The organism is Bacillus sp. BR3(2024), from assembly GCF_039134555.1.
Lineage (GTDB): Bacteria > Bacillota > Bacilli > Bacillales > Bacillaceae_G > Bacillus_A > Bacillus_A cereus.
Genome location: NZ_CP152433.1, coordinates 4519399 through 4544729, shown reverse-complemented (window position 1 = coordinate 4544729; position 25331 = coordinate 4519399). Strand labels below are relative to the sequence as shown.

The following is a 25331-nucleotide window of genomic DNA, read 5'->3' as shown; positions in this document are numbered from 1 at the left end:
AATCTTTAGTAAGCAGTTCATACTATAACGAGAAGAGGGAGAATCTGTGCAAATTGTAAAAAAGGAGAAGTTTGTTTTAAAAGGGTTTACGTTTGAAAATGGCAGGGAAATTCCTGTTCAAATGGGATACGAGACATATGGTATGTTAAATAGAGAAAGGTCAAATGTGATTTTGGTTTGTCATTATTTTAGTGCAACAAGTCATGCGGCAGGAAAATATACAGTGCATGATGAGGAGTCTGGTTGGTGGGATGGGCTCATTGGACCTGGAAAAGCAATTGATACAAATAAGTATTTTGTTATATGTACAGATAATCTTTGTAATGTGCAGGTGAGAAATCCATATGTGATTACAACAGGACCGAAATCGATTAATCCAGAAACTGGAGAAGAATATGCTATGGATTTTCCGGTTTTTACATTTCTTGATGTAGCTCGTATGCAATATGAGTTAATAAAAGGTATGGGAATTTCAAGGTTACACGCTGTAATTGGACCGTCGGCAGGGGGAATGATTGCACAACAATGGGCGGTTCACTATCCACATATGGTAGAGCGGATGATTGGCGTTATTACGAACCCACAAAATCCAATTATTACGTCAGTAAACGTAGCGCAAAATGCGATTGAAGCAATTCAACTGGATCCAAGTTGGAAAGGTGGAAAATATGGAGAAGAGCAGCCGATAAAGGGGCTTCATTTAGCAAATAGAATGATGTTTATGAACGCGTTTGATGAGCATTTTTATGAAATGGCATTTCCTCATAATAGTATAGAGATAGAACCTTATGAAAAGTTTTCTACACTAACATCATTTGAAAAAGAGATAAATAAAGCGACATATAGAAGTATAGAGTTAGTAGATGCAAATTCATGGATGTATACTGCAAAGGCAGTTTTATTGCATGATATTGCACATGGTTTTTCTTCATTAGAAGAATCTCTTTCTAACATAGAAGCGAATGTACTTATGATTCCATGTAAACAAGATTTGCTTCAGCCGTCTCGTTACAACTATAAAATGGTAGATATTTTGCAAAAACAAGGGAAGTATGCGGAAGTGTATGAGATAGAAAGTATAAATGGGCATATGGCGGGAGCATTTGATATTCATTTATTTGAAAAGAAAGTTTATGAATTTTTAAATCGGAAAGTATCTAGTTTTGTTTAGAAGACAAATGATGGGGAAAAGGTGCAATGTTTGTAGTAAGCACCTTTTTTTACATGATTTGTAGACGGAAAATATATGTGGCAATTGCTATACCGAAGAATGCGATACTAAGCAATAGAAATAAGAATGACATTTCTTGGGGGGATTTTATTTTTTTAGTATTTTTCATACTAAGAGTAATAATTGCAGCGATTAAGAAAATGATGCCCATTATGAAAAGGGAAAGTGTCATTTTCATTGGCTCCTTTCATAAGACAAGTATATTGAGGATACAATGCAAGAGTTATGTTTGTAAAGAATAAGTTTTGCGAGAAAATTGAGAAATAGTTTTTCGATTCTTTGCGTTCTTTCTTTTGCGTGCTAAAATTGGTAGAGAATGTTTGTGAAAAAGAAACTAAAGGTTTTATTGTATATAAGGAGGAACTACATATGACAGAAGTTAAAACAATTACTACAGAAGAGGTACAAGAGCGTTTAGAAAATGGAGAAACGTTATTTTTAGTAGACGTAAGAGAAGATGAAGAAGTAGCGGCAGGAAAGATTCCAGAAGCTGTACATATTAAAATGGGCGATATCCCACATAAAGTAGATTTCTTTAATAAAGAGAATGAATATATCTTTATTTGTCGTTCAGGAATGCGCAGTGAAAATGTATGTCATTATTTAAATGAGCAAGGATTTAAAACAGTGAATATGGTTGGCGGTATGCTTCAATATGAAGGTGAAACGAAATAGTTAATAGTTAAAAACTTGAAACGAGTCTGTTTCAAGTTTTTTTCTTTTGCATACAGTATAAAAAGGAGGAGGGGTAAATGGGGATTAATTTGCGTAAAGTAAAAATTATGAATAATACAGGAGCTGTTAATGTCGGCGACTGTTATGATATCTCGCCTTTAGCTGTAGCAAAAGTATATGCAGGTGCTGGAGGGTCGAGTGCGGCTATTTTTTTAAATGGGAAAAGACAGCCAGAAGCAGTCATTAGAACATCAGTGTTTCTTCCGCCGTTAGCAACAAGTACACGTACATTAGGTTCATAGAGGAAAGGTAGAGTGTAATTATGCCTGCTCATATAAAAGAATTTGTTATTGTGAATAACACTGGGAATATATTTACCGGTGATAATTTGAGTGATACTTCATTTACTGCTTCGAAATCATATAGTGGTTCAATGGGGTGCACTTGGATTGATGTTGTTACAGTAATAGGGACGGAGACGAAGCTTTGTTTACAGCCAGGTGATTCGGTGACGACAACATATACAAGAGGCACTCCTGCTGGTACTGTAACAGGAACAAATATGGGGCAAAGTGTAAATACATCGGGTATAGCACAAGCTGTCCCTAATACAGATAATATGGATTCAATTGCAGGACTCCCTTAAGGAATTAAGGGAGTTTTTATTATTTAAAATAAAAATAGTCTTGGAAATTATTTTTGTAAATAGATTAAGAAGAGGCTTATTTATTATGAAAAAGACGGTTTGTAGGTGGTGAAAGTGTGAAGAATCGTGATAATAATCGGAAGCAAAATTCGTTAAGCTCTAATTTTAGAATTCCACCAGAACTTATTGGGCCTACTTTCCCCCCTGTTCCAACTGGATTTACAGGTATAGGGATTACTGGTCCAACCGGTCCACAAGGCCCAACAGGACCTCAAGGACCAAGAGGATTACAAGGTCCGATGGGGGAGATGGGCTCGACAGGACCTCAAGGTGTGCAAGGGATACAAGGATCAGTTGGTCCAATAGGTGCAACTGGACCAGAAGGACAGCAGGGGCCACAAGGATTGAGAGGACCACAAGGAGAAACTGGAGCGACAGGACCGGGGGGTGTGCAAGGGCTACAAGGTCCGATTGGTCCAACGGGAGCGACTGGGGCACAAGGTATACAAGGGATACAGGGATTACAGGGGCCAATTGGAGCGACGGGACCTGAGGGATCTCAAGGAATTCAAGGCGTCCAAGGGTTACCGGGTGCAACTGGTCCACAAGGAATACAAGGAGCACAAGGGATACAAGGAACACCAGGACCGAGTGGAAATACAGGTGCAACCGGAGCGACTGGAGCAACTGGTCAGGGGATAACAGGCCCGACTGGAATAACAGGTCCAACTGGAATAACTGGACCATCTGGAGGACCTCCTGGTCCGACGGGGCCGACTGGTGCGACAGGTCCAGGTGGTGGACCGAGTGGAAGTACAGGTGCGACTGGAGCAACGGGGAATACTGGGGCTACAGGAAGTACAGGGGTAACAGGAGCAACGGGAAGTACAGGTCCGACTGGAAGTACGGGAGCACAGGGCTTGCAAGGAATCCAAGGGATTCAAGGACCAATTGGGCCAACAGGTCCAGAAGGTTCGCAGGGTATTCAAGGTATTCCTGGTCCGACGGGAGTAACTGGTGAACAAGGAATACAAGGAGTTCAAGGTATTCAAGGGGCAACGGGAGCAACAGGAGATCAAGGTCCACAAGGTATACAGGGGGTTATAGGGCCACAAGGGGTAACAGGGGCCACAGGAGATCAAGGTCCACAAGGTATACAAGGAGTACCAGGGTCATCAGGAGAAACAGGGCCACAGGGAGTTCAAGGGATACAAGGTCCGATGGGTGATATAGGACCAACAGGTCCAGAAGGCCCAGAGGGACTGCAGGGCCCGCAAGGAATACAAGGTGTGCCAGGGCCAGTTGGAGCGACGGGTCCAGAGGGTCCACAGGGGATACAAGGCATTCAAGGACCGGTAGGAGCAACAGGCCCACAAGGCCCACAAGGAATTCAGGGAATACAAGGTGTGCAAGGGATAACGGGAGCAACAGGAGTACAAGGAGCAACTGGAATTCAAGGGATACAAGGGGAAATAGGAGCAACGGGTCCAGAGGGGCCACAAGGAGTGCAAGGTGCTCAAGGGGCGATTGGTCCAACCGGTCCGATGGGGCCACAAGGAGTGCAAGGAGTACAAGGAATTCAAGGAGCGACGGGTGCACAAGGAGTGCAAGGTCCACAAGGAATTCAAGGAATCCAAGGTCCGACGGGGGCAACAGGAGATATGGGAGCAACTGGGGCGACAGGGGAAGGCACTACAGGCCCAACAGGAGTAACTGGTCCAACAGGGGTAACAGGCCCGTCTGGAGGACCAGCAGGACCGACCGGCCCAACGGGGCCATCAGGTCCGGCGGGAGTAACTGGTCCATCTGGTGGACCACCTGGCCCGACAGGAGCAACCGGGGCGACAGGAGTAACAGGAGATACTGGGGCGACAGGCTCAACTGGAGTGACAGGAGCGACAGGAGAAACGGGAGCAACCGGAGTGACGGGTTTACAGGGTCCGCAAGGAATCCAAGGTGTGCAGGGAGAGATAGGTCCAACAGGGCCACAAGGTGTTCAAGGTCCCCAAGGAATTCAAGGAGTAACGGGGGCCACCGGAGATCAAGGTCCGCAAGGGATTCAAGGCCCACAAGGCGACATAGGTCCAACTGGCCCACAAGGAATTCAAGGCCCACAAGGTTCTCAAGGAATCCAAGGAGCGACAGGGGGAACAGGAGCACAAGGCCCACAGGGAATCCAAGGTCCGCAAGGTGACATAGGTCCGACTGGGTCACAAGGTCCAACTGGAATCCAAGGGATACAAGGAGAGATAGGTCCAACCGGCCCAGAAGGCCCAGAGGGACTGCAGGGCCCGCAAGGAATACAAGGTGTTCAAGGGCCAGTTGGAGCAACGGGTCCAGAGGGTCCTCAGGGAATACAAGGCATTCAAGGAGTGCAAGGAGCAACCGGCCCACAAGGTCCACAAGGAATACAGGGAATACAAGGTGTGCAAGGGATAACGGGAGCAACTGGAGCACAAGGAGCAACTGGAATTCAAGGGATACAAGGGGAAATAGGAGCAACCGGTCCAGAGGGGCCCCAAGGAGTGCAAGGAATACAAGGGGCGATTGGTCCAACAGGTCCGATGGGCGCACAAGGAGTGCAGGGAATACAAGGGATTCAAGGAGCAACAGGTGCACAAGGAGTGCAAGGACCACAAGGAATTCAAGGAGTGCAAGGTCCGACGGGAGCAACAGGAGATACGGGGGCAACCGGAGCGACGGGAGAAGGAACTACCGGTCCAACAGGAGTAACCGGTCCAACAGGGGTGACTGGCCCGTCAGGAGGACCAGCAGGACCGACCGGCCCAACGGGGCCATCAGGTCCGGCAGGAGTGACAGGTCCATCAGGTGGACCACCTGGCCCGACAGGAGCAACAGGTGCGACAGGAGTAACAGGAGATACCGGGGCGACAGGCTCAACTGGAGTGACAGGAGCAACAGGAGCAACGGGAGCAACCGGAGTGACGGGTTTACAGGGCCCGCAAGGAATCCAAGGTGTTCAAGGAGAGATAGGTCCAACCGGTCCACAGGGTATTCAAGGTCCCCAAGGAATCCAAGGAGTAACGGGGGCAACCGGAGCACAAGGTCCCCAAGGAATTCAAGGCCCACAAGGCGACATAGGTCCAACCGGCTCCCAAGGAATTCAAGGTCCACAAGGTCCTCAAGGAATCCAAGGAGCGACAGGGGCAACCGGGGCACAAGGCCCACAGGGAATCCAAGGTCCGCAAGGAGAGATAGGTCCGACCGGCCCACAAGGCCCACAAGGAATTCAAGGCCCGCAAGGAATTCAAGGTCCAACGGGAGCTACAGGAGCAACTGGAGCGACAGGTCCACAAGGGATTCAAGGTCCCCAAGGAATTCAAGGCCCGCAAGGAATTCAAGGTCCAACGGGAGTTACAGGAGCAACCGGAGCGACAGGTCCCCAAGGAATTCAAGGCCCACAAGGAATTCAAGGCCCGCAAGGAATTCAAGGTCCAACGGGAGCTACAGGAGCAACCGGAGCGACAGGTCCACAAGGGATTCAAGGTCCCCAAGGAATTCAAGGCCCGCAAGGAATCCAAGGTCCAACGGGGGCTACAGGAGCAACCGGTTCACAAGGTCCAACTGGAGATACAGGTCCAACCGGAGCTGGAGCCACTGGAGCGACCGGGGCGACTGGAGTTAGTACAACTGCAACGTATGCGTTTGCGAATAATACATCAGGAACCGCTATTTCCGTTTTATTAGGGGGTACGAACGTACCGTTACCGAACAATCAAAATATTGGCCCAGGAATAACCGTTAGTGGTGGAAATACTGTATTTACAGTTGCGAATGCAGGAAACTATTATATAGCCTATACAATTAATTTAACGGCAGGTTTACTTGTAAGTTCTCGTATAACTGTAAATGGCAGTCCGCTTGCGGGAACGATAAATGCCCCGACAGTGGCTACTGGTTCATTTAGTGCAACAATAATCGCTAACTTGCCTGCTGGAGCCGCTGTTAGCTTACAGTTATTTGGAGTAGTTGCAGTAGCTACATTATCTACAGCAACGCCAGGGGCTACCCTAACTATTATTAGATTAAGTTAATAAGCAGAAAACCTTGAAACTTTTATGTTTCAAGGTTTTTTTATCTTTGTATTTGTAAGTAAACCTCGTTAACCAGGGGAGTGGATCCCCTCTAATTATTTAAAGTTTCACATTATTCTCTTGAGCAAAAACATCGCAGTTCAAAAATATATTATAATAGAATGAAAAGAAAGAAATTTGGCAGAAAGGGAGGGTGGCGATGCAGGAGATGGTTAAAGATTTTTTTGGACGCCCACTTCAAGATTTACGTATATCTGTCATTGATCGTTGCAATTTTAGATGTACATATTGTATGCCAGCGGAAATATTTGGGTCAGATTATGCTTTTTTGAAAGATGAGTTTTTACTAACTTTTGATGAAATTGAGCGTTTGGCAAAATTATTTGTTAACATTGGTGTACGAAAAATTAGAATTACTGGCGGTGAGCCACTACTTCGTAAAGATTTAACAAAACTTATTGCACGTCTTGTGAAAATTGATGGGCTAATAGATATAGGGTTAACGACAAATGCCGTACATTTAACGAAACAAGCGAAGGCATTAAAAGAAGCTGGATTACATAGAGTGAATGTTAGTTTAGATGCAATAGATGACGACATATTTAAGAATATTAATGGTCGAAATATTAATACGAAACCGGTAATTAAGGGAATTATAGCAGCTAAAGAGGCGGGGCTGGAAGTAAAGGTAAATATGGTTGTGAAAAAAGGGATGAACGATCATCAAGTACTTCCGATGGCTGCGTATTTTAAAGAGCAAGGAATCAAGCTTCGGTTTATTGAGTTTATGGATGTTGGTAGTACAAATGGGTGGAATTTTGATCAAGTCGTTACAAAACGAGAATTGATTGAGATGATTCATAAGATGGATCCACTTGAGCCAGCTGAAGCGCATTACTTTGGTGAAGTTGCGAAGCGATATCGGTACGTTGGAACAAATGTTGAAGTTGGTTTTATTACATCTGTTTCTGAGTCATTTTGTGTCTCTTGTACGAGGGCGAGAATTTCGGCAGATGGAAAGTTTTATACGTGCTTATTTGCGACAGAGGGTTTGGATGTAAGAGAACTTCTTAGAGGAAATCTTTCGGATGAGGAGTTATTAAGTGTTATACAAGATGTATGGATGAATAGAAAAGATAGGTATTCGGATGAACGAACAGAAGAAAGTGCAAAAAATCGTCCGAAAATCGAAATGTCTTATATAGGAGGATAAGAAAGGGGGCTATCGCATGCAGGAGCGATATTCAAGACAAATATTATTTTCTGGTGTTGGAGAAGAAGGACAGAGAAAAATAAGAGAGAAGCATGTGCTTATTATTGGTGCTGGTGCTCTCGGTGCGGCAAATGCAGAAGCGATTGTTAGAGCAGGTGTTGGAAAAGTAACGATTGCTGACCGTGATTATGTAGAATGGAGTAATTTACAAAGACAACAACTATATACAGAAGAAGATGCAAAGCAGTATAAACCGAAGGCGATAGCGGCTGCAGAACATTTAAAAGCGATTAATTCTGAGGTGGAAATAAATCCGGTTGTGACGGATGTAACGGTGCAAGAAATGGAAGAATTAGTGAATGATGTAGATTTAATATTAGATGCGACAGATAATTTTGAAACGCGTCTTCTTATTAATGATATTTCACAAAAGTATAATATTCCGTGGATATATGGTGGGTGTGTCGGAAGCTACGGAGTAACGTATACAATTTTACCAGGGAAAACACCGTGTTTTCGCTGTTTAATGGAGCATCCAGCGAGCGGTGCAACATGTGACACAGCTGGTATTATACAACCGGCAGTACAATTAGTAGTTGCGCATCAAATTACGGAAGCACTGAAAATATTAGTAGAAGACTTTGGTGCGCTTCGTGAAACGATGTTATCGTTTGATCTTTGGAATAATCAACAGATGGCATTTAAAGTGAATAGGCAGAAAAAAGATACTTGTTTATCTTGCGGAAGGTTACGTACATATCCGAGTTTAACATTTGAAGGACAAACGAAAACAGAAGTGTTATGTGGGCGGAATACAGTACAAATTCGCCCGGGTGTGCGGAAGAATTTTAATTTAGAAGAAATTAAAAAACGCTTACAAAGAAGCGTAGAGATAAAGGCGACACCTTATTTATTATCATTTCCGGTAGAAGAATATCGTTTTGTTTTATTTACAGATGGCAGGGCGTTCATTCATGGGACGAATGATATGAATGTAGCGAAAAGTTTATATGCAAGATATATAGGTTGAACCTAAAGGAAACCCTTTAGGCTCAACGGAGAGAGGATTATGAATTTCTCGTATAATCTCCACTTTTTCCACCTGTTTTTTCAAGTAAGTACGTTTCACCGATAATCATACCTTTATCGACAGCTTTACACATATCATACACAGTAAGAGCGGTAGCGGAAGCAGCTGTTAAAGCTTCCATTTCAACACCGGTGCTACCTTCTGTTTTAACTTTTACTTCAATGAGTAAACGATATTGTTCTTCTGATTGTTTCCAATCGAAAGAAACGTCAACACCTTTTAATAATAAAGGGTGGCACATTGGGATAATATCAGAAGTACGTTTCGCAGCCATAATGCCTGCGATTTGCGCAACTGCTAATACGTCACCTTTCCCAATTTCATTGTGAGAGATTTTATCGTAAATTTCTTTCGTAACGACAATGCTAGAGCACGCAATTGCTGTTCGAACGGTTGCTTTTTTGTCGCTTATATCAACCATTTTTGCGCGTCCTTGGTCATTGAAATGTGTAAATGAAGACATGGAATTCCTCCTTGAAGTAATTTCTATTGAATATATAAAGTTTAATCGAGATAAAAAAAATTGCAAATATGAGGTGAGAAACGATGGTAGAAAAACGAATTCCAATTCAAGTTGCTGAGGCAGTAGAACGGGTAATGAAATATGCGAAGCATGGTGAAGTAGAAGAAATTTCTATTACGGAAAGTTACGGGAGAATTCTCGGGGAAGATGTTGTCTCAGATCATGACGTTCCTCATTTTGATCGTTCCCCTTACGATGGTTTCGCCATTCGAGCAGAAGATACGAAAGAAGCAACTCAAGAGAATCCAGTTGAATTTGAAGTAATAGGAGAAATCGGGGCGGGTTCCGTTTTTTTAGAGGAAGTAGGAGCTTTTGAAGCAATTCGCATTATGACAGGAGCAGCTATTCCAGAAGATTGCAATGCAGTCGTAATGCTAGAGCTGACAGAAGGGTTTGAGAAGAACGGGAAAACATATATGAAGTTAAAACGCCCTTTTAATAACGGTGACAATGTGTCGTTTAAAGGAGAAGATATAAAACAAAATCAAGTTCTCGTTAAGAAAGGTGTTGCAATTAATCCAGGTGTTGCGGCCTTACTAGCAACGTTTGGATATAGCACGGTGAAAGTTGTAAAACAGCCTGTTGTCGGTATTGTAACGACAGGAAGTGAATTATTAGAAGTACATGAGCCGTTAGAACCGGGGAAAATTAGAAATAGTAACTCGTATATGATCGCAGCTCAAATTATGAAAGCTGGCGGGAAAGTTCGTTATTATGGTCAACTCGCGGATGAGTTAGATGCATGTTTTACAGCTGTTCAATCAGCGATGGATGAGGTCGACATTTTAATTACAACAGGCGGTGTATCAGTAGGAGATTATGACTACTTACCAGCTATTTATGAAAGATTACAGGCAAATGTACTCTTTAATAAGATAGCCATGAGGCCCGGAAGTGTAACGACAGTAGCTGAAGTTGATGGAAAGTTACTCTTTGGTTTATCAGGAAATCCGTCTGCTTGTTATGTAGGCTTTGAATTATTTGTGCATCCAATTATAAAAACGTATTTGTATGCGAAGGAACCTCACGTATATAGAGCGGATGCTATTTTACAAAAAGATTTTCCGAAGCCAAATCCATTTACTCGTTTCGTAAGAGCGAACGTAACAATTGTGGATGGGGCGTTACAAGCGATGCCGGTTGGTTTAGATAAATCGAGTGCGGTATCTTCACTTGCAGATGCGAATGCTTTTATCGTGTTACCCGGAGGAACGAGAGGATTTGAGACCGGAATGAAAGTATCCGTATTATTGTTAGAGCACTCTGAGGGATGTGAGTGGCCATGGGCGAAGCCCCTTCAATCTTACAAATAGTAGGGTATCAAAATAGCGGAAAAACGACACTTGTAGAGAAAATTGTGCATGCATTAGCCGAAAGCGAAATGAAAGTTGCTACAATTAAACATCACGGGCACGGAGGTTTTCCAGAAGTAGCGCAAAAAGATAGCGAAAGACACCGTAAAGCTGGTGCTGTCGTAAGTAGTGTAGAAGGTGCTGGATTACTTTCACTTTCTTCACTAAGAAAGAAATGGTCCTTGCAAGAAATTATTCGCTTATATGAGTTTTTTAAAGTGGATACAATTTTAATAGAGGGCTATAAAAAAGAGAACTACCCGAAAGTAGTGTTACTTCGTTCTGCGGAAGATGCTGAGCTTTTACATAAAGTAGAAAATATAGTGGCGGTTATTACGTGGTATGATGTCCCAGTAAATATACGAGAAGAATATAAAGTATTTCATATAACAGAAGAAGAGTTGTACATAGACTGGTTTTTACAAACGGTTAGGAGTGCGAAATGACAAATACATATTATGAAGTAATTGATACAGAAATCTCGATTGAAGAGGTAACGAAGAAAGTAATTCGACGTGAATGCGGTGCTGTTACAACATTTATTGGAACGGTTAGAGAGTTTACGAAAGGGCGTCGTACATTATACTTAGAATATGTCGCTTATAAAACGATGGCAGAAAAGATGCTAGAGAAAATCGGATTAGAAGTGAAAGAGAAATGGCCAGGTACACACGTTGCGATTACACATCGCATCGGTACGTTGCAAATTTCTGATATAGCGGTTGTTGTTGCTGTTTCAACACCACACCGTAAAGCGGCTTATGAAGCGAACGAATATATTATGGAACGCATAAAACAAATTGTTCCGATTTGGAAAAAGGAGTTTTGGGAAGATGGTGACTCATGGATTGGTGATCAATTAGAAAAAACACCATATCCGGCGGGAGAGCCTGGGAAGGAGCTATAAGTATGATTCGAGTATTGTTATTTGCGCACTTGCAAGAAGAAGCAGGGACAAGTGAATTACAAATAGAGAAAGAAAATATTACGGTTGCACAGTTAAAAGATGTTGTTGCGAACGAATATAATGTACCAGTTTCAGAGCCAATTATGGTTGCGATTAATGAAGAATATGCAAATGAAGATGACAGGGTCCAATCTGGTGATGTTGTTGCACTAATCCCACCAGTGAGCGGTGGTTAATATTGGATTCATTAAAACGACTTTCCTATATAGGGAAAGTCGTTTTTTTATGGCAGTTTTGAGAACACTAATCTATAGAACAAGGAGGGAATTATGAAAAAAATATGTGTAGTTATGACAATGCTATGTGCGTCTTTTTTCTCTTCTCCAAGTGATTCTTTCGCGAAAGAATCAAGAGAACAGCTTTTAGAGAGTGCATTATCAAATAGGTACTATTCAGTTATTAGACAAGTGACAGAAGATCAATATGAATGTGCTTCAGTTATAAATATAAAGCGTCTCGGCAAGAAAGATGAATTTGTTCCTAGGTATGAAGTGAAGCTACAATTTCTTACATTTCAAGGAGCGCATAATCCCCCGAACGATAAAGTTACGCTTACTTTGGAAGACCATTTAGATCACGTAAAGATAAAGAAAGTGGAGCGAGAAAAGAATGTTTCTGACGCTATTGCAGAAAAAGTTTGTCAACGGGAAAAAGAAAAAATAAAAGCTCACTCTAATGACTTAGAGTGATAACCTATGCATTTAGTAAAGAAAGGTAATGAGTGATGGATATATTTTTAGCGATTTTACCAGCTATATTTTGGGGAAGTATTGTGCTATTTAACGTAAAACTGGGCGGGGGACCGTATAGTCAAACGCTCGGAACAACGTTTGGAGCACTTATTTTCTCAATTGTTGTTTATACTTTTATGAAGCCAGTATTAACACCTACCGTTATCGGAGTTGGAGTTGTGTCAGGTTTATTTTGGGCGCTTGGTCAGGCAAATCAATTGAAAAGTATTGATTTAATGGGTGTTTCGAGGACGATGCCAATTTCAACAGGACTTCAATTAGTCGCGACGACTTTATTTGGCGTTATCGTATTTCATGAATGGTCCACGACAATATCGGTCGTCCTTGGGATTTTAGCGCTCGTTTGTATTATTATCGGTGTTATTTTAACATCGCTTCAAAGTGAAGAAGAAAAGAATGCAGAGCAAGCAGCAAACTTTAAAAGAGGTATCGTAATTTTATTAATTTCAACAGTCGGCTATTTAGTTTACGTAGTAGTGATTAGACTATTTAACGTAGATGGTTGGTCAGCTTTGTTGCCACAAGCAGTTGGTATGGTGTTAGGTGGGATTTTGCTTACCTTTAAACATCATCCATTTAATAAATATGCAATCCGAAATATTATTCCAGGATTAATTTGGGCAGCTGGAAATATGTTTTTATTCATTTCGCAGCCGCGTGTTGGAGTCGCAACAAGTTTCTCGCTATCGCAAATGGGAATTATTATTTCCACGCTTGGTGGGATCCTTATATTAGGGGAAAAGAAAACGAAACGTCAATTAATGGGTATCGTTGTCGGTATCGTTTTTATTATCGCAGCCGGAATTATGTTAGGTATAGCCAAAAGTTAAAGGAGGTATGGAAATGTATAGTGATTTAGCAGGGAAAGTTGTCGTTATTACAGGATCAGCAACTGGTCTTGGAAGAGCGATGGGAGTGAGGTTTGCTAAGGAAAAAGCGAAAGTGGTTATTAATTATCGCTCACGAGAATCAGAAGCGAATGATGTGTTAGAAGAAATTAAAAAGGTAGGCGGCGAAGCGATTGCTGTAAAAGGTGATGTAACCGTCGAATCAGATGTTGTGAATCTCATTCAATCTGCTGTGAAAGAGTTTGGTACGCTTGACGTTATGATTAATAATGCAGGGATAGAAAACGCGGTACCGTCGCATGAAATGCCGCTTGAAGATTGGAATAGGGTAATTAATACAAATTTAACAGGTGCTTTTTTAGGAAGTCGTGAAGCGATTAAATATTTTGTAGAACATGATATTAAAGGTTCTGTCATTAATATGTCTAGTGTTCATGAGAAAATTCCGTGGCCACTATTTGTGCACTATGCAGCGAGTAAGGGTGGTATTAAACTGATGACAGAAACGTTAGCGCTAGAATATGCGCCAAAAGGTATTCGAGTAAATAATATTGGACCAGGTGCAATTAATACGCCGATTAATGCAGAAAAGTTTGCTGATCCTAAAAAACGTGCTGACGTAGAAAGTATGATACCGATGGGCTATATTGGAAACCCTGAAGAAATTGCAGCAGTAGCAACTTGGCTCGCTTCTTCAGAGGCGAGTTATGTAACGGGCATTACGCTATTTGCAGATGGTGGAATGACGTTATATCCATCGTTTCAAGCTGGGCGTGGGTAATAAAAAAAAATAGCGGCCAGCTATTTTAAATTTAGTGATTAATTGTATCTTGAAGAAATTCTGTTGCTTGATGTTCAGAAACATTTTGTACGAGTGCAACTTCACTGATCATCATTTTTCGGGCGTTATCTAGCATTTGTTTTTCACTCGCATTTAAAGTTCGCTCTTTATTGCGGCGAAGTAAATCCCGAACAACTTCTGCGCTATCTTGTAAATTGCCGTTTTTCATTTTTTCCATATTCATTGTATATCTTTGTTTCCATGAGAGTGATGGGTCTGACTCCCCGTTTTGAAATTCAAGAAGTATATCATCTAACGTACCTCGATCAACGATATAACGAATACCTGATTTTTTTAATTGATCCATCGGAAGCATTACTTGCATATCTTTACTAATGATGCGTATCACACAATATTGACGTGAAGTACCTAATATTTCTTTCTCTTCAATTGCTTCGATGATTCCTGCACCGTGCATTGGATAAACGATTTTATCACCAATTTGAAACAAATCATCCACCTCCATATGTGGTAACCACTTTTAATGATAGCATACGTATGTAAAAATGTAAAATTTTATATAATAACATAATATTTATATTCGAGTCAATAAGATAAAGTGCTTTTTTATGTTTTTTTTTGGACCTTATTTATCGTGATTTTTTTAGAAAAATAGTACAGGTGAAGAAAGAAGGCATATCCACTTATTTTTAAGCATAAAATGTAAAAGCGCTAATACAATATACCTAAATCCGTTCTTTGCAAAGGAGGGAGAGAAGGTGGGGCGCACAATAAAAATTGATATTACAAATAAAGTTGTAGCTAAATTTAGACAAAATTATTTGGAATTATATACGAGTAAATTTATGATAGGTAAGTTTTATGTCTATACTGAAGATAAAGAATATGTGTTAGAAGACGGATATATATATGAGAATGGAAAGTTTTATCGCATCATAGATACGCACCGTGGCAATAATCAAGCGGCCGAGGGCTGCGATCTAGGACGGTGTTAACATGATTCGTGTGAAAGTATTTGATGAAAGTCACGAAAAAGACTTAGAAGACGCTGTGAATGTGTTTTTGAAAAAGATTGATGATAGCAACTTTGTAGATATTAAGTATCAAGTTGGTGTTTCTATTAACGACGATGAAAACCAAATTTATTGTTTTTCAGCAATGATCGTTTATAAAGCATAAAAAAGAGCTGGCTCACCCAGCTCTTTTTTATGTTTTATGTTGGGACAACATGTGTCGGTAATACGTTCATAATAGATTGGGTTGTGCCTAATTTCTTTGTCGTTAAAAGAGGCTCCCCTGTTTCATGGTTTTGGGCATCTTTACACATACCAAGGTGATAACGATCACCTAAAAATGGATCAATATAAAAACCGTTTTTGAATACTTTATCATTTGGATGTTTTTCATGGTGAATATCAGAGCAGTTAATACAATAGAACATAGCTTTCATCCCCTTTTTATTTTGTTTGAAAAAAGTGAGTCGGTAGTCATTTCGCTCCTAAGGAAATGTTGGGGAGAAGAGAAATAACTACCTACTCAAATGGTGGGCATATTCCTTCTGATTTGTCATATCTCGCGTATTGTCCCTGAGGGAAGGAGGAGAGACGAAGTACGCATGATATAAGTAAGGCGCTTCTTTCAATATGAATGATGGAGTTTCATGTTGAGAGAAGTTTTTATTTTGTATTGCCTTTGTGAGTATATTATGAGGAAATGCTAAGAGGGTGTTTGTCCTGTTGAAAAAATGTTGAGAATTTCTCAACAGTAAAAGAATTAGCGTTGACATGAAACTAAAAGGTGTTATATTATCAAAGTATAGCCAAAAGGTGTTATGTTGTAACGCCGAGTAAAGGAGAATGAAAATGGAACAACAAAATACATTAAATGATATTAAACAAACAATCGTTTTTAACGCGTCTATTCAAAAGGTATGGAGTGTAGTATCAACTGCAGAAGGGATTGCGTCATGGTTTATGCCAAATGATTTTGTATTAGAGGTAGGACATGAATTTCATGTGCAATCACCATTTGGGCCATCACCATGTAAAGTATTAGAAATTGATGAACCAAACCATTTATCTTTCTCATGGGATACAGATGGCTGGGTTGTTTCATTTGATTTGAAAGACTTAGGAGATAACAAAACAGAATTTACGTTAATTCACGGCGGCTGGAAACATCCTGATGAAATTCTTCCGAAAGCAAATGCGAAGAGCTCTATTATTCGCGATAGAATGAGCGGTGGTTGGGTAGCGATTGTAAATGAAAAACTGAAAAAGGTTGTCGAAGGCTAAGTGTCCTCGTCAGCAGCGAAATATGATGTATTTCAAGCAATTGCTGATCCAACCCGCCGAGAAGTAATACGGTTATTAAGTGACAAAGAGTTACCGATTTCCAAAATAACGGATCATTTTCCGATGAGTCGTACTGCGGTTGTAAAGCACCTTCATATTCTTTCGGAAGCGAATTTAGTAAGTGGAAGAAAAAGCGGAAGAGAGAAGATATATCGTTTGCATCCAGAACCATTAGAAGAATTACAACAATGGCTCTCGTATTATGAACGTTTTTGGGATAATAAATTATCCATGCTGAAACATATTGTGGAGAATGAAGAATAAAAAGGATGACCAAAATGGTCATCCTTTTTATTGTTGCTCACTTGTTTGTGTAGCTGGTTTTAATAAGAGCCAAGCGATAATTAATGTAAATACTGCTAATACGAAAGTGCTCATATAAATGACGTGTACGCTTGATGCTAATGCAGATTGCGATTCGGTTACTACGTTTGCTGTAGTACCGCCATGTCCACCAGATACAAGATCAAGATTTTTAATACCACGTGCGTGAATCATCGTATTGAAGATTGTACCGAATATTGCAGCACCTAACGTTTGACTAAATGTATTAATAAATGTGTTTAAACCAACAGCTGTTCCGCGTGTATGAGCTGGTACGGCTGCTTGAATTGTTACCATGTAAATCGGTGTCACAAGCCCCATTCCTAAGCCGAATAATCCGACTGCTACATAAATAAGGAACGATGGTGAATTTGTTGATAGTGTAAATAATAAGAACGTAGCGACTGATAAAATGCTAGCTCCAAGTAAAATGATTTGTTTCGTTTTTAATTTGCCTACTAAGTTACCAGAGAAAATAGCGCCAAATGTCCACATAACAGGAATTGGCATTAAAATAAGTCCAGCTTCTGTAGCGTTTTTCCCTAATACACCTTGGCTCCAAATTGGAAGGTACATTGTAATACTAATAATCATTGCGCCAGCAATAAGAGTTAATATATTTATCGTAGATAATGTACGGTTAGAGAAAAGTGCTAGCGGAATTAATGGTTCCGGAGATTTCTTCTCGATGAATAAGAAAATAATAAATGAAATAGCGGCAAAGATTAATAGGCCGATAATTATCATGTCTCCCCAGTTTTGCTTACTGCTACCTGTTAATAATGCATATAGTAGAGCGATTGTACTTAATGAGAAGACTGTTGCACCAAGATAATCGATATGATGCTTAGCAGGTTTAATAGATTCTTTGTAGTAAATTGCAATCATTAAGCAAGCGATAATTCCGAATGGAACGTTTAGGAAGAAAATATAACGCCAAGAAAGGGAATCAACTAAAAATCCACCTACTAACGGTCCGATAACACCGGATACACCCCAAACGGCACTCATCCAACCTTGTGCTTTCGCGCGGTCTTTCGCTTCGCTATATAAGTCTCCAATAATCGTCATTGTGATTGGCATAACAGCACCAGCACCGATACCTTGAAGCGCGCGGAAGAAGATTAATTGTTCCATCGATGTAACGACTCCGCAAAGTGCAGAACCGACTAAAAAGATTGTAGCTCCGATCAGTAAAACTTTTTTACGGCCAAATAAATCAGCGAGCTTTCCGTATATTGGAGTCGAAACAGCTGTTGCAAGCATATAAATTGCATATACCCAACTAACAAGTTCGACGCCTGACAAATCACTCGTTATACGAGGGATTGCTGTACTAACAATCGTTCCTTCTACCGCAGAAAGAAACGTCATTAACATTAAAGACATCATGACTTTTTTTCTCATTTGTTTTCCCCTTACCCTTTTTAAATATTCAACAATATAAAATATAAAGGTACTAAGGTATATAAAGCAACAAAAAAGCAATGGAAAGTTACATGGAGCAGATGTTTGTCGCTTCTTGTCGGTAAGTCGATATATTTGAGAAATCGCCGATAATGATTTCATGGCAATATTAAAAAAGAAACAGGAATCCCTGTTTCTTTTTTTAATATTGCATTTTCGCGTTTTCTCCAGCAGTCGTTCCAGCAATTCTACCAGTAACAAGGGCTGATGTAATATTATAGCCACCAGTATAACCATGAATATCAAGAACTTCTCCGCAGAAATATAAGCCGTTCGTAAATTTAGAAGACATTTCTTTCGGATTAATTTCTTTCACGGATACACCTCCGCCAGTAACGAATGCTTTTTCAATTGACTGCGTACCATTTACATTCACAGTAAACTCTTTAAAGTCTTTCACAAGTGCACGAATCTTTTCGTGAGAAACTTGTCCAGCTTGTTCGCTGCCGTCAATTTCATTTTTTTCTAATAAGAATAGGAAGTAACGTTCAGGAACATAACCTTTTAAAACGTTTTTAATTCCTTTTTTCGGATCTTCTTTCATTTGTTTCAGCATGCGCTGAAATAGTTGTTCACTATTTTCCTCTGGCAATGCATCAATACTCATTTGTATTGTATTCGTTTTAAACTTTTTCAGTGCTTTCACGACGAATTGGCTACAGCGAAGAGCAGCAGGTCCAGATAGGCCGAAATGAGTGAAGAGCATGTCCATTTTGTGAGAAATGATAGCTTTTCCTTTCGGATTTAATACACTTAAGTTTATATCACGTAAAGCAAGACCTTGTAATGAGCGGTCACGTATAAACGGCTCGTTTGAAAGGATAGGTACTTCTGTTGGGAATAATTCTGTGATTGTATGACCCGCTTTTTCAGCCCAAGCATATCCGTCTCCAGTAGATCCAGTTTGAGGAACTGATTTTCCGCCAACAGCGATAACGACGTGATTTGTTTCTAACACTTCGCCTGTTTGCAGTATAACTGCTTTTGTTTGACCATTTTCATATTCAATCGTTTCAACAGGCGTATTTGTACGAATTTTTACACCTAAGTCTTTTAATCGTGTTAAAAGTGCGTCTACAACAGATTGTGCTTTGTTTGACACAGGGAACATGCGACCGTGGTCTTCTTCTTTCAATTTAACACCGAGATTTTCGAAGAATGTAATAATATCTTCATTATTAAAAATAGAAAAAGCGCTGTATAAGAAGCGACCGTTTCCTGGTATATGTTTAACAATTTCATCAAGTGGTAGACGGTTCGTTACGTTACAGCGTCCGCCACCAGAAATTGCAAGTTTACGCCCAAGTTTATTTCCTTTATCAAGAAGTAAGACATTTGCGCCTTCTTCTGCAGCACCAATTGCAGCCATTAGCCCAGAAGGACCGCCGCCGATGACAATAACATCATAATGCATAATATATCGACCTCATTTTCTACATTTCCTGCCTAAAAGAATAGCATGTTTTCCCTTAAAAGAAAAATAGAGTGAAGTACTGCTTAATGAGAGAATTGTGGTACAATACAAAAGTTAGAGTTCAGCACTATCCTGCCATTTGTAGGCGATAAGACTAAAACCTCAAGATTTAGGAGAAGTAAATAGGGAGTCTGTTAGCCTGTAAATGCTCGAATGGTTCAACTAATAAGGAGTAGGAGAGAAGTCTCCAACTAATTATAGTTTCACTTTATGTAGATGTAGGAGGATTTTTGTATGTCCGATTCGAAATTTCTGCGCGGAACGCTTATTGTTACGCTAGGGACATTTTTAGTAAAGTTCTTAGGCATGATTTACGTCTTTCCGTTTCATGCATTAGTAGGAACAGAAGGCGGAACGCTCTATACATATGGATACATTCCATATACGATCTTTTTAAGTATCGCAACGGCAGGTGTGCCACTTGCTGTTTCAAAATTTGTTTCCAAATATAATGCGCTTGGCGATTATAAAACGAGCCGGAGAATGTTCCGCTCGGGAATGGTTATGATGATAGTAACAGGAGTTCTTTCGTTCCTAGTACTGTACATGACGGCGCCATTGTTTGCAGAAGCGATGCTTGGTAAACAAAGTATACACAATAATGTAGGAGAAGTTACGACGATCATTCGTCTTGTAAGCTTCGCGCTTATTGTTGTACCAGCAGCGAGTTTAATTCGTGGTTATTTCCAAGGTCACCAGTCTATGGGACCAACTACCGTTTCACAAATTATTGAACAAATTATTCGTATCGTCTTTTTATTAGCAGGTAGTTTTATCGTTATTAAAGTACTTGGCGGTACAGTTGCAACAGCAGTTGGAGTAGCGACATTTGCTGCGTTCGTTTCAGCGGTTGGAGCACTCGGTGTGTTAATTTGGTACTGGCTAAAACGTAAAAAATATTTGGATCAATATTTAATTGAACAAACTGTACCAGAATCAACAGTAAGCACCGTTCAATTGTTTAAAGAGTTATTTGCATATGCGATTCCTTACGTTGTAATTGGGTTAACAATTCCTTTATATCAACAAATTGATACATTGACATTTAACTCAATTATGCAGGCGATTGGTCAAGGTGATATCGCAGAGCGAGCTCTCGGTATTTTCACAATGTGGACGCATAAGTTAATTATGATTCCTGTATCACTTGCAACAGCGTTTAGTTTAACGCTTGTACCAGCAATCACAAAATCATTTACTGAAAAACAATACCGCTATTTGAAATTACAAATTACACAAACATTCCAGGCAAATATGTTTTTAACATTGCCAGCAGTTGTCGGTATTTCTTCACTTGCATATCCAATTTATACTGCGTTTTACGATTCAGATCCACTAGGTGGACAAGTATTAATGTGGTATGCACCAGTTGCGTTGTTATTCGCTTTATTTACAGTAACAGCAGCAATCCTGCAAGGTATTAACCAGCAGAAGCATGCGATTATTGCGCTTATAATGGGCGTCATTTTGAAATTTGTATGTAACGTAATCTTTATTCGTTATTTCGGTACAGTAGGAGCAATTCTAGCGACAGCAGTTGGTTTCTTAGCTTCTGTTTGGTACACAAATCAACAAATTAAAAAATACGCACACTATTCATTCGGTGTTGTATATAAAAGAACATTCCAAATTGCAGTACTGACACTTATAATGGTCGTTGCTGTAAAACTATCACAATGGATTCTATCCTTCATGATTTCGCCTGATGGCCGTATTGGTGCTCTTATAACAGTTGCGATTTGTGCAGGTATTGGCGGTCTTGTTTACGGATTGTTAGCAATTCGCACAGGAGTACTTGAAAGAGTATTTGGTGGAGAAGCATTAGATAAAATTCAACGTAAACTTGGTAGTAGATTTAAAATAAAGTTGAAATCAAGAGGGGCGTAATTACGTCCCCTTTTCTATGATAAATAAAGAAGGTGAAAAACGTGAGATTAGATAAATTATTAGCAAATATGGGATATGGAAGTAGAAAAGAAGTAAAGAAATTATTGAAAGATGGCGTTGTGAAAATTGATGGAACGCCAGTAAAAGATGCGAAAGTTCATGTAAATGTAGAAGAGCAAGAAGTTATGATTCACGGTGAAGTTGTGGAATACAAAGAATTTGTTTACTTAATGATGCATAAACCACAAGGTGTTATTTCAGCGACGGAAGATGATAATCATGAAACAGTAATAGATTTATTAGAATTAGAAGATGCAATCTTTGATCCGTTCCCAGTTGGACGACTTGATATCGATACGGAAGGCTTCTTATTGATAACAAATGATGGGAAGTTATCACATCAATTATTATCTCCGAAAAAGCATGTGCCGAAAAAATATTATGCACACGTTGCAGGAGTAGTAACAGAAGAGGATGTAAAAGAATTTGCTAAAGGTGTTATTTTAGACGATGGCTATGAAACAAAGCCAGGTGCACTTACAATATTGAAAAGCGATGATATTTCTGAAATTGAGCTTGTGATTACGGAAGGGAAATTCCATCAAGTGAAGCGTATGTTTGAAGCGGTAGGAAAAAAAGTAGTCTACCTAAAGAGAACAGAGATGGGTCCGTTAGTATTAGATGAAGAACTAGAACTTGGACAATACCGAGAGCTAACAGATGAAGAAGTAGAAATGTTAAAAACATATCAAGTAGATACTGAAAAGTAGTACCTTTATAGGCGCAGAAAAGACCCCTTTCTAATTATTAGAAAGGGGTATGTATTTATTTACCATACAATTATTTTTCGTTATGAGGTCATTCTCACTTTCTTTCCTGTTGTTGTCCACTTACCGCGGCAAGGGCTATACACGAGTTCATTAAACTGCAACACATTTAGATCACGTTGTATCGTTCGCGGTGTGATCCCGAACTCATCTACAAGGTCTTTCGTCGTTACCGTTCCGTTTTCATTGATGTACATATAAATTGATTTAATGCGTGTTAGCATACGAGTAGTTGTAGGTTTCAAGAGAAAACCACTCCTCTACTAGTTTTTTTGACCCCATTCAGGAAAGAAGGTCGTTACTACCATTGTACTCTACATGATAAAATTCATGCTTTAATCTACTTAAATTTTACAGAAATTTAACAAATATTCATATAGAAAAATATTGGTAGTTGACATTGTATATATGGTCAGTCAACTAACACATAAAATTCTACGTAAAACGCCAAATTCCTGCAAATTTTTTTGGAAAAACAAAAGAAAAACTAATAAGAAATATCTGAAATATTACAATTGTTCGGTATTTAGTTTTCGTGTATGGCATAAGAGATTTCTGTTTGTTATGATGAAAGAAACAATATAGTGAAGGATGGATGCGTGATGTCAGCGATTAATTGGACAGAAGAAGTTGCAAAACGAAAAGATGATTTAATTCGTGATACACAACAATTTTTACAAATTAAAAGTGTATGGGAAGAAGAATCTGCGAAAGAGGGCGCACCATTCGGTGAAGGTGTAGAAAAAGCTCTATCTTTCATGTTACATAAAGGAGAAGCTGAAGGTTTTGCTTCTAAAAATTTAGAAGGATATGCAGGTCATCTTGAAATGGGACAAGGAGAAGAATTAGTAGGTATTCTTTGTCACGTTGACGTTGTACCAGAAGGAGATGGCTGGACGACTCCCGCATATAGTGCGAATATTCGCGATGGAAAGATTTTTGCACGTGGTGCAATTGACGATAAAGGCCCAACGATGGCAGCATATTATGCAATGAAAATTGTGAAAGAATTAGGCTTACCTCTTTCAAAACGTGTTCGTATGATTATAGGAACAGATGAGGAAAGCAATTGGAAATGTGTAGATCACTACTTTAAAAATGAAGAAATGCCAACAATTGGTTTTGCACCGGATGCAGACTTTCCAATTATTAATGCAGAAAAAGGAATTTCTGATATACAAGTTGTGCAAAATGGTAGTGAAGAGAAAAAAGGTACATATGAACTTGTTTCATTTGATTCAGGGCGCCGTTTAAATATGGTTCCTGATTTTGCAGAAGCAGTTATCACAGGAGAAGATGTAAATGCACTTACAGTAGCATATGAAGAGTATTTACAAACTGCTAAAAAAATAGGGAAATCGACTATAGAAGGAAATACAGTGACGTTGCAAATAGAAGGAATTTCAGCGCACGGATCTACTCCTGAAAAAGGAGAAAATGCAGGTTTATTATTAGCAAACTTCTTAACTACAGTTTCACTTGATGGAAAAGCAACTGCATTTGCGACATTTGCAACAGAAACATTTACTGGTGATATTTTTGGTGAAAAAGCTACTATTGCTTACAAAGATGAAATTAGCGGTCCGTTAACAGTGAATGTCGGTCGCATTTCTTATACGAAAGAAAACGGTGGTAACTTAGGGCTAAACGTACGTTACCCAGTTACAACTAACTTTGAAGAAACAATTGTGAAGTTGAAAGAATATGTTGGTACGCATGGTTTTGAAGTGGCTGACTATTCTAATTCTCGCCCACATCACGTCGATAAAGATCACGTATTAATCCGTACGTTACAACGTGTGTATGAAGAACAAACAGGTGAAAAAGCAGAACTATTAGCAATCGGCGGCGGTACTTATGCTCGTTCATTAAAAGCTGGTGTGGCATTTGGCCCGCTATTCCCTGGAAAAGAAGAACTTGCGCATCAAAAAGATGAGTATATCGAAATTGAAGACTTATTGAAAGCAACAGCAATTTACGCGCAAGCAATTCATGAATTAGCGAAGTAATGGATATATAAATAATGTCCGCTCTCTATTTTGGAGAGCGGCTTCTTTTTACCTGAATGAGATAAGAAAGAAAAGCAACAATAGAAAAGAAGGAGAAGATGTACATGGAACTGCATTATTTTGTCGCAATTACGTTACCGAATCATATAAAAGAAATGCTGTCTAACTATAAAGAGGATATGCAAGAGGAATTACAATTTCGTTCATGGGTACATAAAGAAGACTATCATATTACCCTTTCATTTTTAGGGAGTGCAACGGGGGAACAATTAGAGGGAATAAAGAATGGATTACAAACAATTGCAGAAACAAAAGAACTATCGTTCACATTACAAGGTTTTTCAACGTTTGGTAGGGAAGATCAGCCTCGTATTTTTTGGGCGAAGGTAAGTGAGAATCACGATTTGTTTCAGTTGCAAAAGCAAATACATGCCATTTGTGAAGAAAATGGATTTTCTCTAGAAACACGCCCATATCACCCGCATATTACCGTTGCTCGTAAATGGATAGGAGAAGAAAAGTTTCGTTTAGAAAGTATAAAAGAAGTGCCTGAAATATCATTTCAAGCAGATACAATTACTTTATACGAATCCCACGTGAAAGAAACTCCGAAGTATAAATCGATTGCTGAAATAAAATTACAAAAATAGAATGTTGAAAACGTTTTTTATGCAGGTGAATATACTATAGAGAAGAATGGAGTTACTGTATAGAGTCTTGTTGATAAGAAAAGCCTTATCATTTGCAGCTCATTTTATCTCGCCTAATTGGTGAAGGCTAATAATAAGTGAGGATGGAGAAATTTTCTCGCTCATTAAAGTTTCACTTTATTTTA

General features: G+C 39.7%; 29 protein-coding genes. 22 read left to right on the top strand and 7 right to left on the bottom strand.

Annotation, left to right across the window (positions count from 1 at the left end; genetic code table 11):
- The first annotated feature begins 46 nt into the window (after positions 1–46).
- Complete coding sequence (locus V7S45_RS23430) at positions 47–1171, top strand: homoserine O-acetyltransferase (protein WP_342761511.1); 1125 nt, start codon at positions 47–49, stop codon at positions 1169–1171.
- A 49-nt stretch (positions 1172–1220) separates the two neighbouring features.
- Here V7S45_RS23430 and V7S45_RS23425 read toward each other — a convergent pair whose 3' ends face one another.
- Positions 1221–1403 carry a hypothetical protein gene (locus V7S45_RS23425; RefSeq protein WP_000175905.1) on the bottom strand — a complete coding sequence of 61 codons (183 nt, stop codon included), beginning with the start codon at positions 1401–1403 and terminating at the stop codon, positions 1221–1223.
- Between the two features lie 197 nt (positions 1404–1600).
- Between V7S45_RS23425 and V7S45_RS23420 the strand changes: the two genes are divergently transcribed.
- The 6 genes from V7S45_RS23420 to V7S45_RS23395 all read left to right on the top strand — a co-directional run bounded on the left by V7S45_RS23420 (position 1601) and on the right by V7S45_RS23395 (position 8850).
- Positions 1601–1906, top strand: coding sequence for a rhodanese-like domain-containing protein (locus tag V7S45_RS23420; RefSeq protein WP_000141207.1), 306 nt, complete (start codon positions 1601–1603; stop codon positions 1904–1906).
- Positions 1907–1983: 77 nt separating this feature from the next.
- Positions 1984–2208 carry a spore germination protein gene (locus V7S45_RS23415; RefSeq protein ID WP_000512468.1) on the top strand — a complete coding sequence of 75 codons (225 nt, stop codon included), beginning with the start codon at positions 1984–1986 and terminating at the stop codon, positions 2206–2208.
- Between the two features lie 20 nt (positions 2209–2228).
- Positions 2229–2552 carry a hypothetical protein gene (locus V7S45_RS23410; RefSeq protein WP_001110855.1) on the top strand — a complete coding sequence of 108 codons (324 nt, stop codon included), beginning with the start codon at positions 2229–2231 and terminating at the stop codon, positions 2550–2552.
- A gap of 116 nt (positions 2553–2668) precedes the next feature.
- A complete protein-coding gene (locus V7S45_RS23405) occupies positions 2669–6607 on the top strand; it encodes a BclA-related collagen-like exosporium protein (protein ID WP_342761510.1) in 3939 nt (1312 codons plus the stop codon).
- Positions 6608–6806: 199 nt separating this feature from the next.
- The gene (gene moaA / locus V7S45_RS23400; RefSeq protein ID WP_025689933.1) at positions 6807–7820 is read left to right on the top strand and encodes a GTP 3',8-cyclase MoaA; all 1014 of its coding nucleotides are present in this window, start codon (positions 6807–6809) and stop codon (positions 7818–7820) included.
- Between the two features lie 16 nt (positions 7821–7836).
- Positions 7837–8850, top strand: a complete 1014-nt coding sequence (locus tag V7S45_RS23395; protein WP_001158098.1) for a molybdopterin-synthase adenylyltransferase MoeB — start codon at positions 7837–7839, stop codon at positions 8848–8850.
- 37 nt (positions 8851–8887) lie between these two features.
- On the opposite strand, the gene moaC is transcribed toward V7S45_RS23395, so the two are convergent.
- Positions 8888–9373, bottom strand: coding sequence for a cyclic pyranopterin monophosphate synthase MoaC (moaC, locus tag V7S45_RS23390; protein ID WP_000094146.1), 486 nt, complete (start codon positions 9371–9373; stop codon positions 8888–8890).
- An 83-nt stretch (positions 9374–9456) separates the two neighbouring features.
- Between moaC and moeA the strand changes: the two genes are divergently transcribed.
- The 7 genes from moeA to V7S45_RS23355 all read left to right on the top strand — a co-directional run bounded on the left by moeA (position 9457) and on the right by V7S45_RS23355 (position 14133).
- On the top strand, positions 9457–10746 hold the full coding sequence (gene moeA / locus V7S45_RS23385) for a molybdopterin molybdotransferase MoeA (protein WP_000229690.1): 1290 nt from the start codon (positions 9457–9459) through the stop codon (positions 10744–10746).
- Complete coding sequence (mobB, locus tag V7S45_RS23380) at positions 10716–11231, top strand: molybdopterin-guanine dinucleotide biosynthesis protein B (protein WP_000503325.1); 516 nt, start codon at positions 10716–10718, stop codon at positions 11229–11231. Before moeA ends, mobB begins: the two co-directional genes overlap by 31 nt.
- Positions 11228–11692 (top strand): molybdopterin synthase catalytic subunit MoaE, encoded by a 465-nt coding sequence (moaE, locus tag V7S45_RS23375; protein WP_000185942.1) that lies wholly within the window; start codon positions 11228–11230, stop codon positions 11690–11692. The genes mobB and moaE overlap by 4 nt, the downstream gene beginning before the upstream one ends.
- Before the next feature lie 2 nt (positions 11693–11694).
- Complete coding sequence (moaD, locus tag V7S45_RS23370; protein WP_000621778.1) at positions 11695–11928, top strand: molybdopterin converting factor subunit 1; 234 nt, start codon at positions 11695–11697, stop codon at positions 11926–11928.
- Between the two features lie 93 nt (positions 11929–12021).
- Entirely contained in the window at positions 12022–12441 is a 420-nt protein-coding gene (locus tag V7S45_RS23365) for a DUF3888 domain-containing protein (protein WP_000717685.1), read from the top strand.
- Between the two features lie 35 nt (positions 12442–12476).
- The gene (gene glcU, locus V7S45_RS23360) at positions 12477–13334 is read left to right on the top strand and encodes a glucose uptake protein GlcU (RefSeq protein ID WP_342761509.1); all 858 of its coding nucleotides are present in this window, start codon (positions 12477–12479) and stop codon (positions 13332–13334) included.
- A gap of 13 nt (positions 13335–13347) precedes the next feature.
- Complete coding sequence (locus tag V7S45_RS23355) at positions 13348–14133, top strand: glucose 1-dehydrogenase (RefSeq protein WP_000286674.1); 786 nt, start codon at positions 13348–13350, stop codon at positions 14131–14133.
- 31 nt (positions 14134–14164) lie between these two features.
- Here V7S45_RS23355 and V7S45_RS23350 read toward each other — a convergent pair whose 3' ends face one another.
- On the bottom strand, positions 14165–14659 hold the full coding sequence (locus tag V7S45_RS23350; RefSeq protein ID WP_000451443.1) for a CarD family transcriptional regulator: 495 nt from the start codon (positions 14657–14659) through the stop codon (positions 14165–14167).
- A gap of 253 nt (positions 14660–14912) precedes the next feature.
- Between V7S45_RS23350 and V7S45_RS23345 the strand changes: the two genes are divergently transcribed.
- Positions 14913–15149 (top strand): DUF2553 family protein, encoded by a 237-nt coding sequence (locus V7S45_RS23345; protein ID WP_000533806.1) that lies wholly within the window; start codon positions 14913–14915, stop codon positions 15147–15149.
- Between the two features lies 1 nt (position 15150).
- Positions 15151–15333: a sporulation protein Cse60 gene (locus V7S45_RS23340; protein ID WP_000621751.1), complete on the top strand. Its 183-nt coding sequence runs from the start codon at positions 15151–15153 to the stop codon at positions 15331–15333.
- A gap of 34 nt (positions 15334–15367) precedes the next feature.
- Here the strand turns inward: V7S45_RS23340 and V7S45_RS23335 are convergent, their stop codons facing one another.
- Positions 15368–15595 (bottom strand): DUF3973 domain-containing protein, encoded by a 228-nt coding sequence (locus V7S45_RS23335; protein ID WP_000498989.1) that lies wholly within the window; start codon positions 15593–15595, stop codon positions 15368–15370.
- A gap of 421 nt (positions 15596–16016) precedes the next feature.
- Here V7S45_RS23335 and V7S45_RS23330 point away from each other — a divergent pair, with 421 nt between their 5' ends.
- Together V7S45_RS23330 and V7S45_RS23325 are read left to right on the top strand one after the other, a co-directional pair.
- The gene (locus V7S45_RS23330) at positions 16017–16448 is read left to right on the top strand and encodes an SRPBCC domain-containing protein (RefSeq protein ID WP_000437765.1); all 432 of its coding nucleotides are present in this window, start codon (positions 16017–16019) and stop codon (positions 16446–16448) included.
- The gene (locus V7S45_RS23325; RefSeq protein WP_000098837.1) at positions 16449–16772 is read left to right on the top strand and encodes a metalloregulator ArsR/SmtB family transcription factor; all 324 of its coding nucleotides are present in this window, start codon (positions 16449–16451) and stop codon (positions 16770–16772) included.
- 27 nt (positions 16773–16799) lie between these two features.
- Here the strand turns inward: V7S45_RS23325 and V7S45_RS23320 are convergent, their stop codons facing one another.
- Both V7S45_RS23320 and V7S45_RS23315 read right to left on the bottom strand, forming a co-directional pair.
- Positions 16800–18239 (bottom strand): MDR family MFS transporter, encoded by a 1440-nt coding sequence (locus V7S45_RS23320; protein ID WP_342761508.1) that lies wholly within the window; start codon positions 18237–18239, stop codon positions 16800–16802.
- Positions 18240–18441: 202 nt separating this feature from the next.
- Positions 18442–19713, bottom strand: a complete 1272-nt coding sequence (locus V7S45_RS23315) for an NAD(P)/FAD-dependent oxidoreductase (RefSeq protein WP_000558859.1) — start codon at positions 19711–19713, stop codon at positions 18442–18444.
- Positions 19714–20007: 294 nt separating this feature from the next.
- Here V7S45_RS23315 and V7S45_RS23310 point away from each other — a divergent pair, with 294 nt between their 5' ends.
- Together V7S45_RS23310 and V7S45_RS23305 are read left to right on the top strand one after the other, a co-directional pair.
- Positions 20008–21660, top strand: a complete 1653-nt coding sequence (locus V7S45_RS23310; protein WP_001284028.1) for a polysaccharide biosynthesis protein — start codon at positions 20008–20010, stop codon at positions 21658–21660.
- 41 nt (positions 21661–21701) lie between these two features.
- Entirely contained in the window at positions 21702–22430 is a 729-nt protein-coding gene (locus tag V7S45_RS23305; protein WP_001234947.1) for a pseudouridine synthase, read from the top strand.
- An 80-nt stretch (positions 22431–22510) separates the two neighbouring features.
- Here V7S45_RS23305 and V7S45_RS23300 read toward each other — a convergent pair whose 3' ends face one another.
- On the bottom strand, positions 22511–22732 hold the full coding sequence (locus V7S45_RS23300) for a DeoR family transcriptional regulator (RefSeq protein WP_000805512.1): 222 nt from the start codon (positions 22730–22732) through the stop codon (positions 22511–22513).
- Between the two features lie 357 nt (positions 22733–23089).
- Here V7S45_RS23300 and pepV point away from each other — a divergent pair, with 357 nt between their 5' ends.
- Positions 23090–24496, top strand: a complete 1407-nt coding sequence (pepV, locus tag V7S45_RS23295) for a dipeptidase PepV (protein ID WP_017656274.1) — start codon at positions 23090–23092, stop codon at positions 24494–24496.
- A 104-nt stretch (positions 24497–24600) separates the two neighbouring features.
- Positions 24601–25146, top strand: coding sequence for an RNA 2',3'-cyclic phosphodiesterase (gene thpR, locus V7S45_RS23290; RefSeq protein ID WP_048656116.1), 546 nt, complete (start codon positions 24601–24603; stop codon positions 25144–25146).
- Positions 25147–25331: the final 185 nt, after the last annotated feature.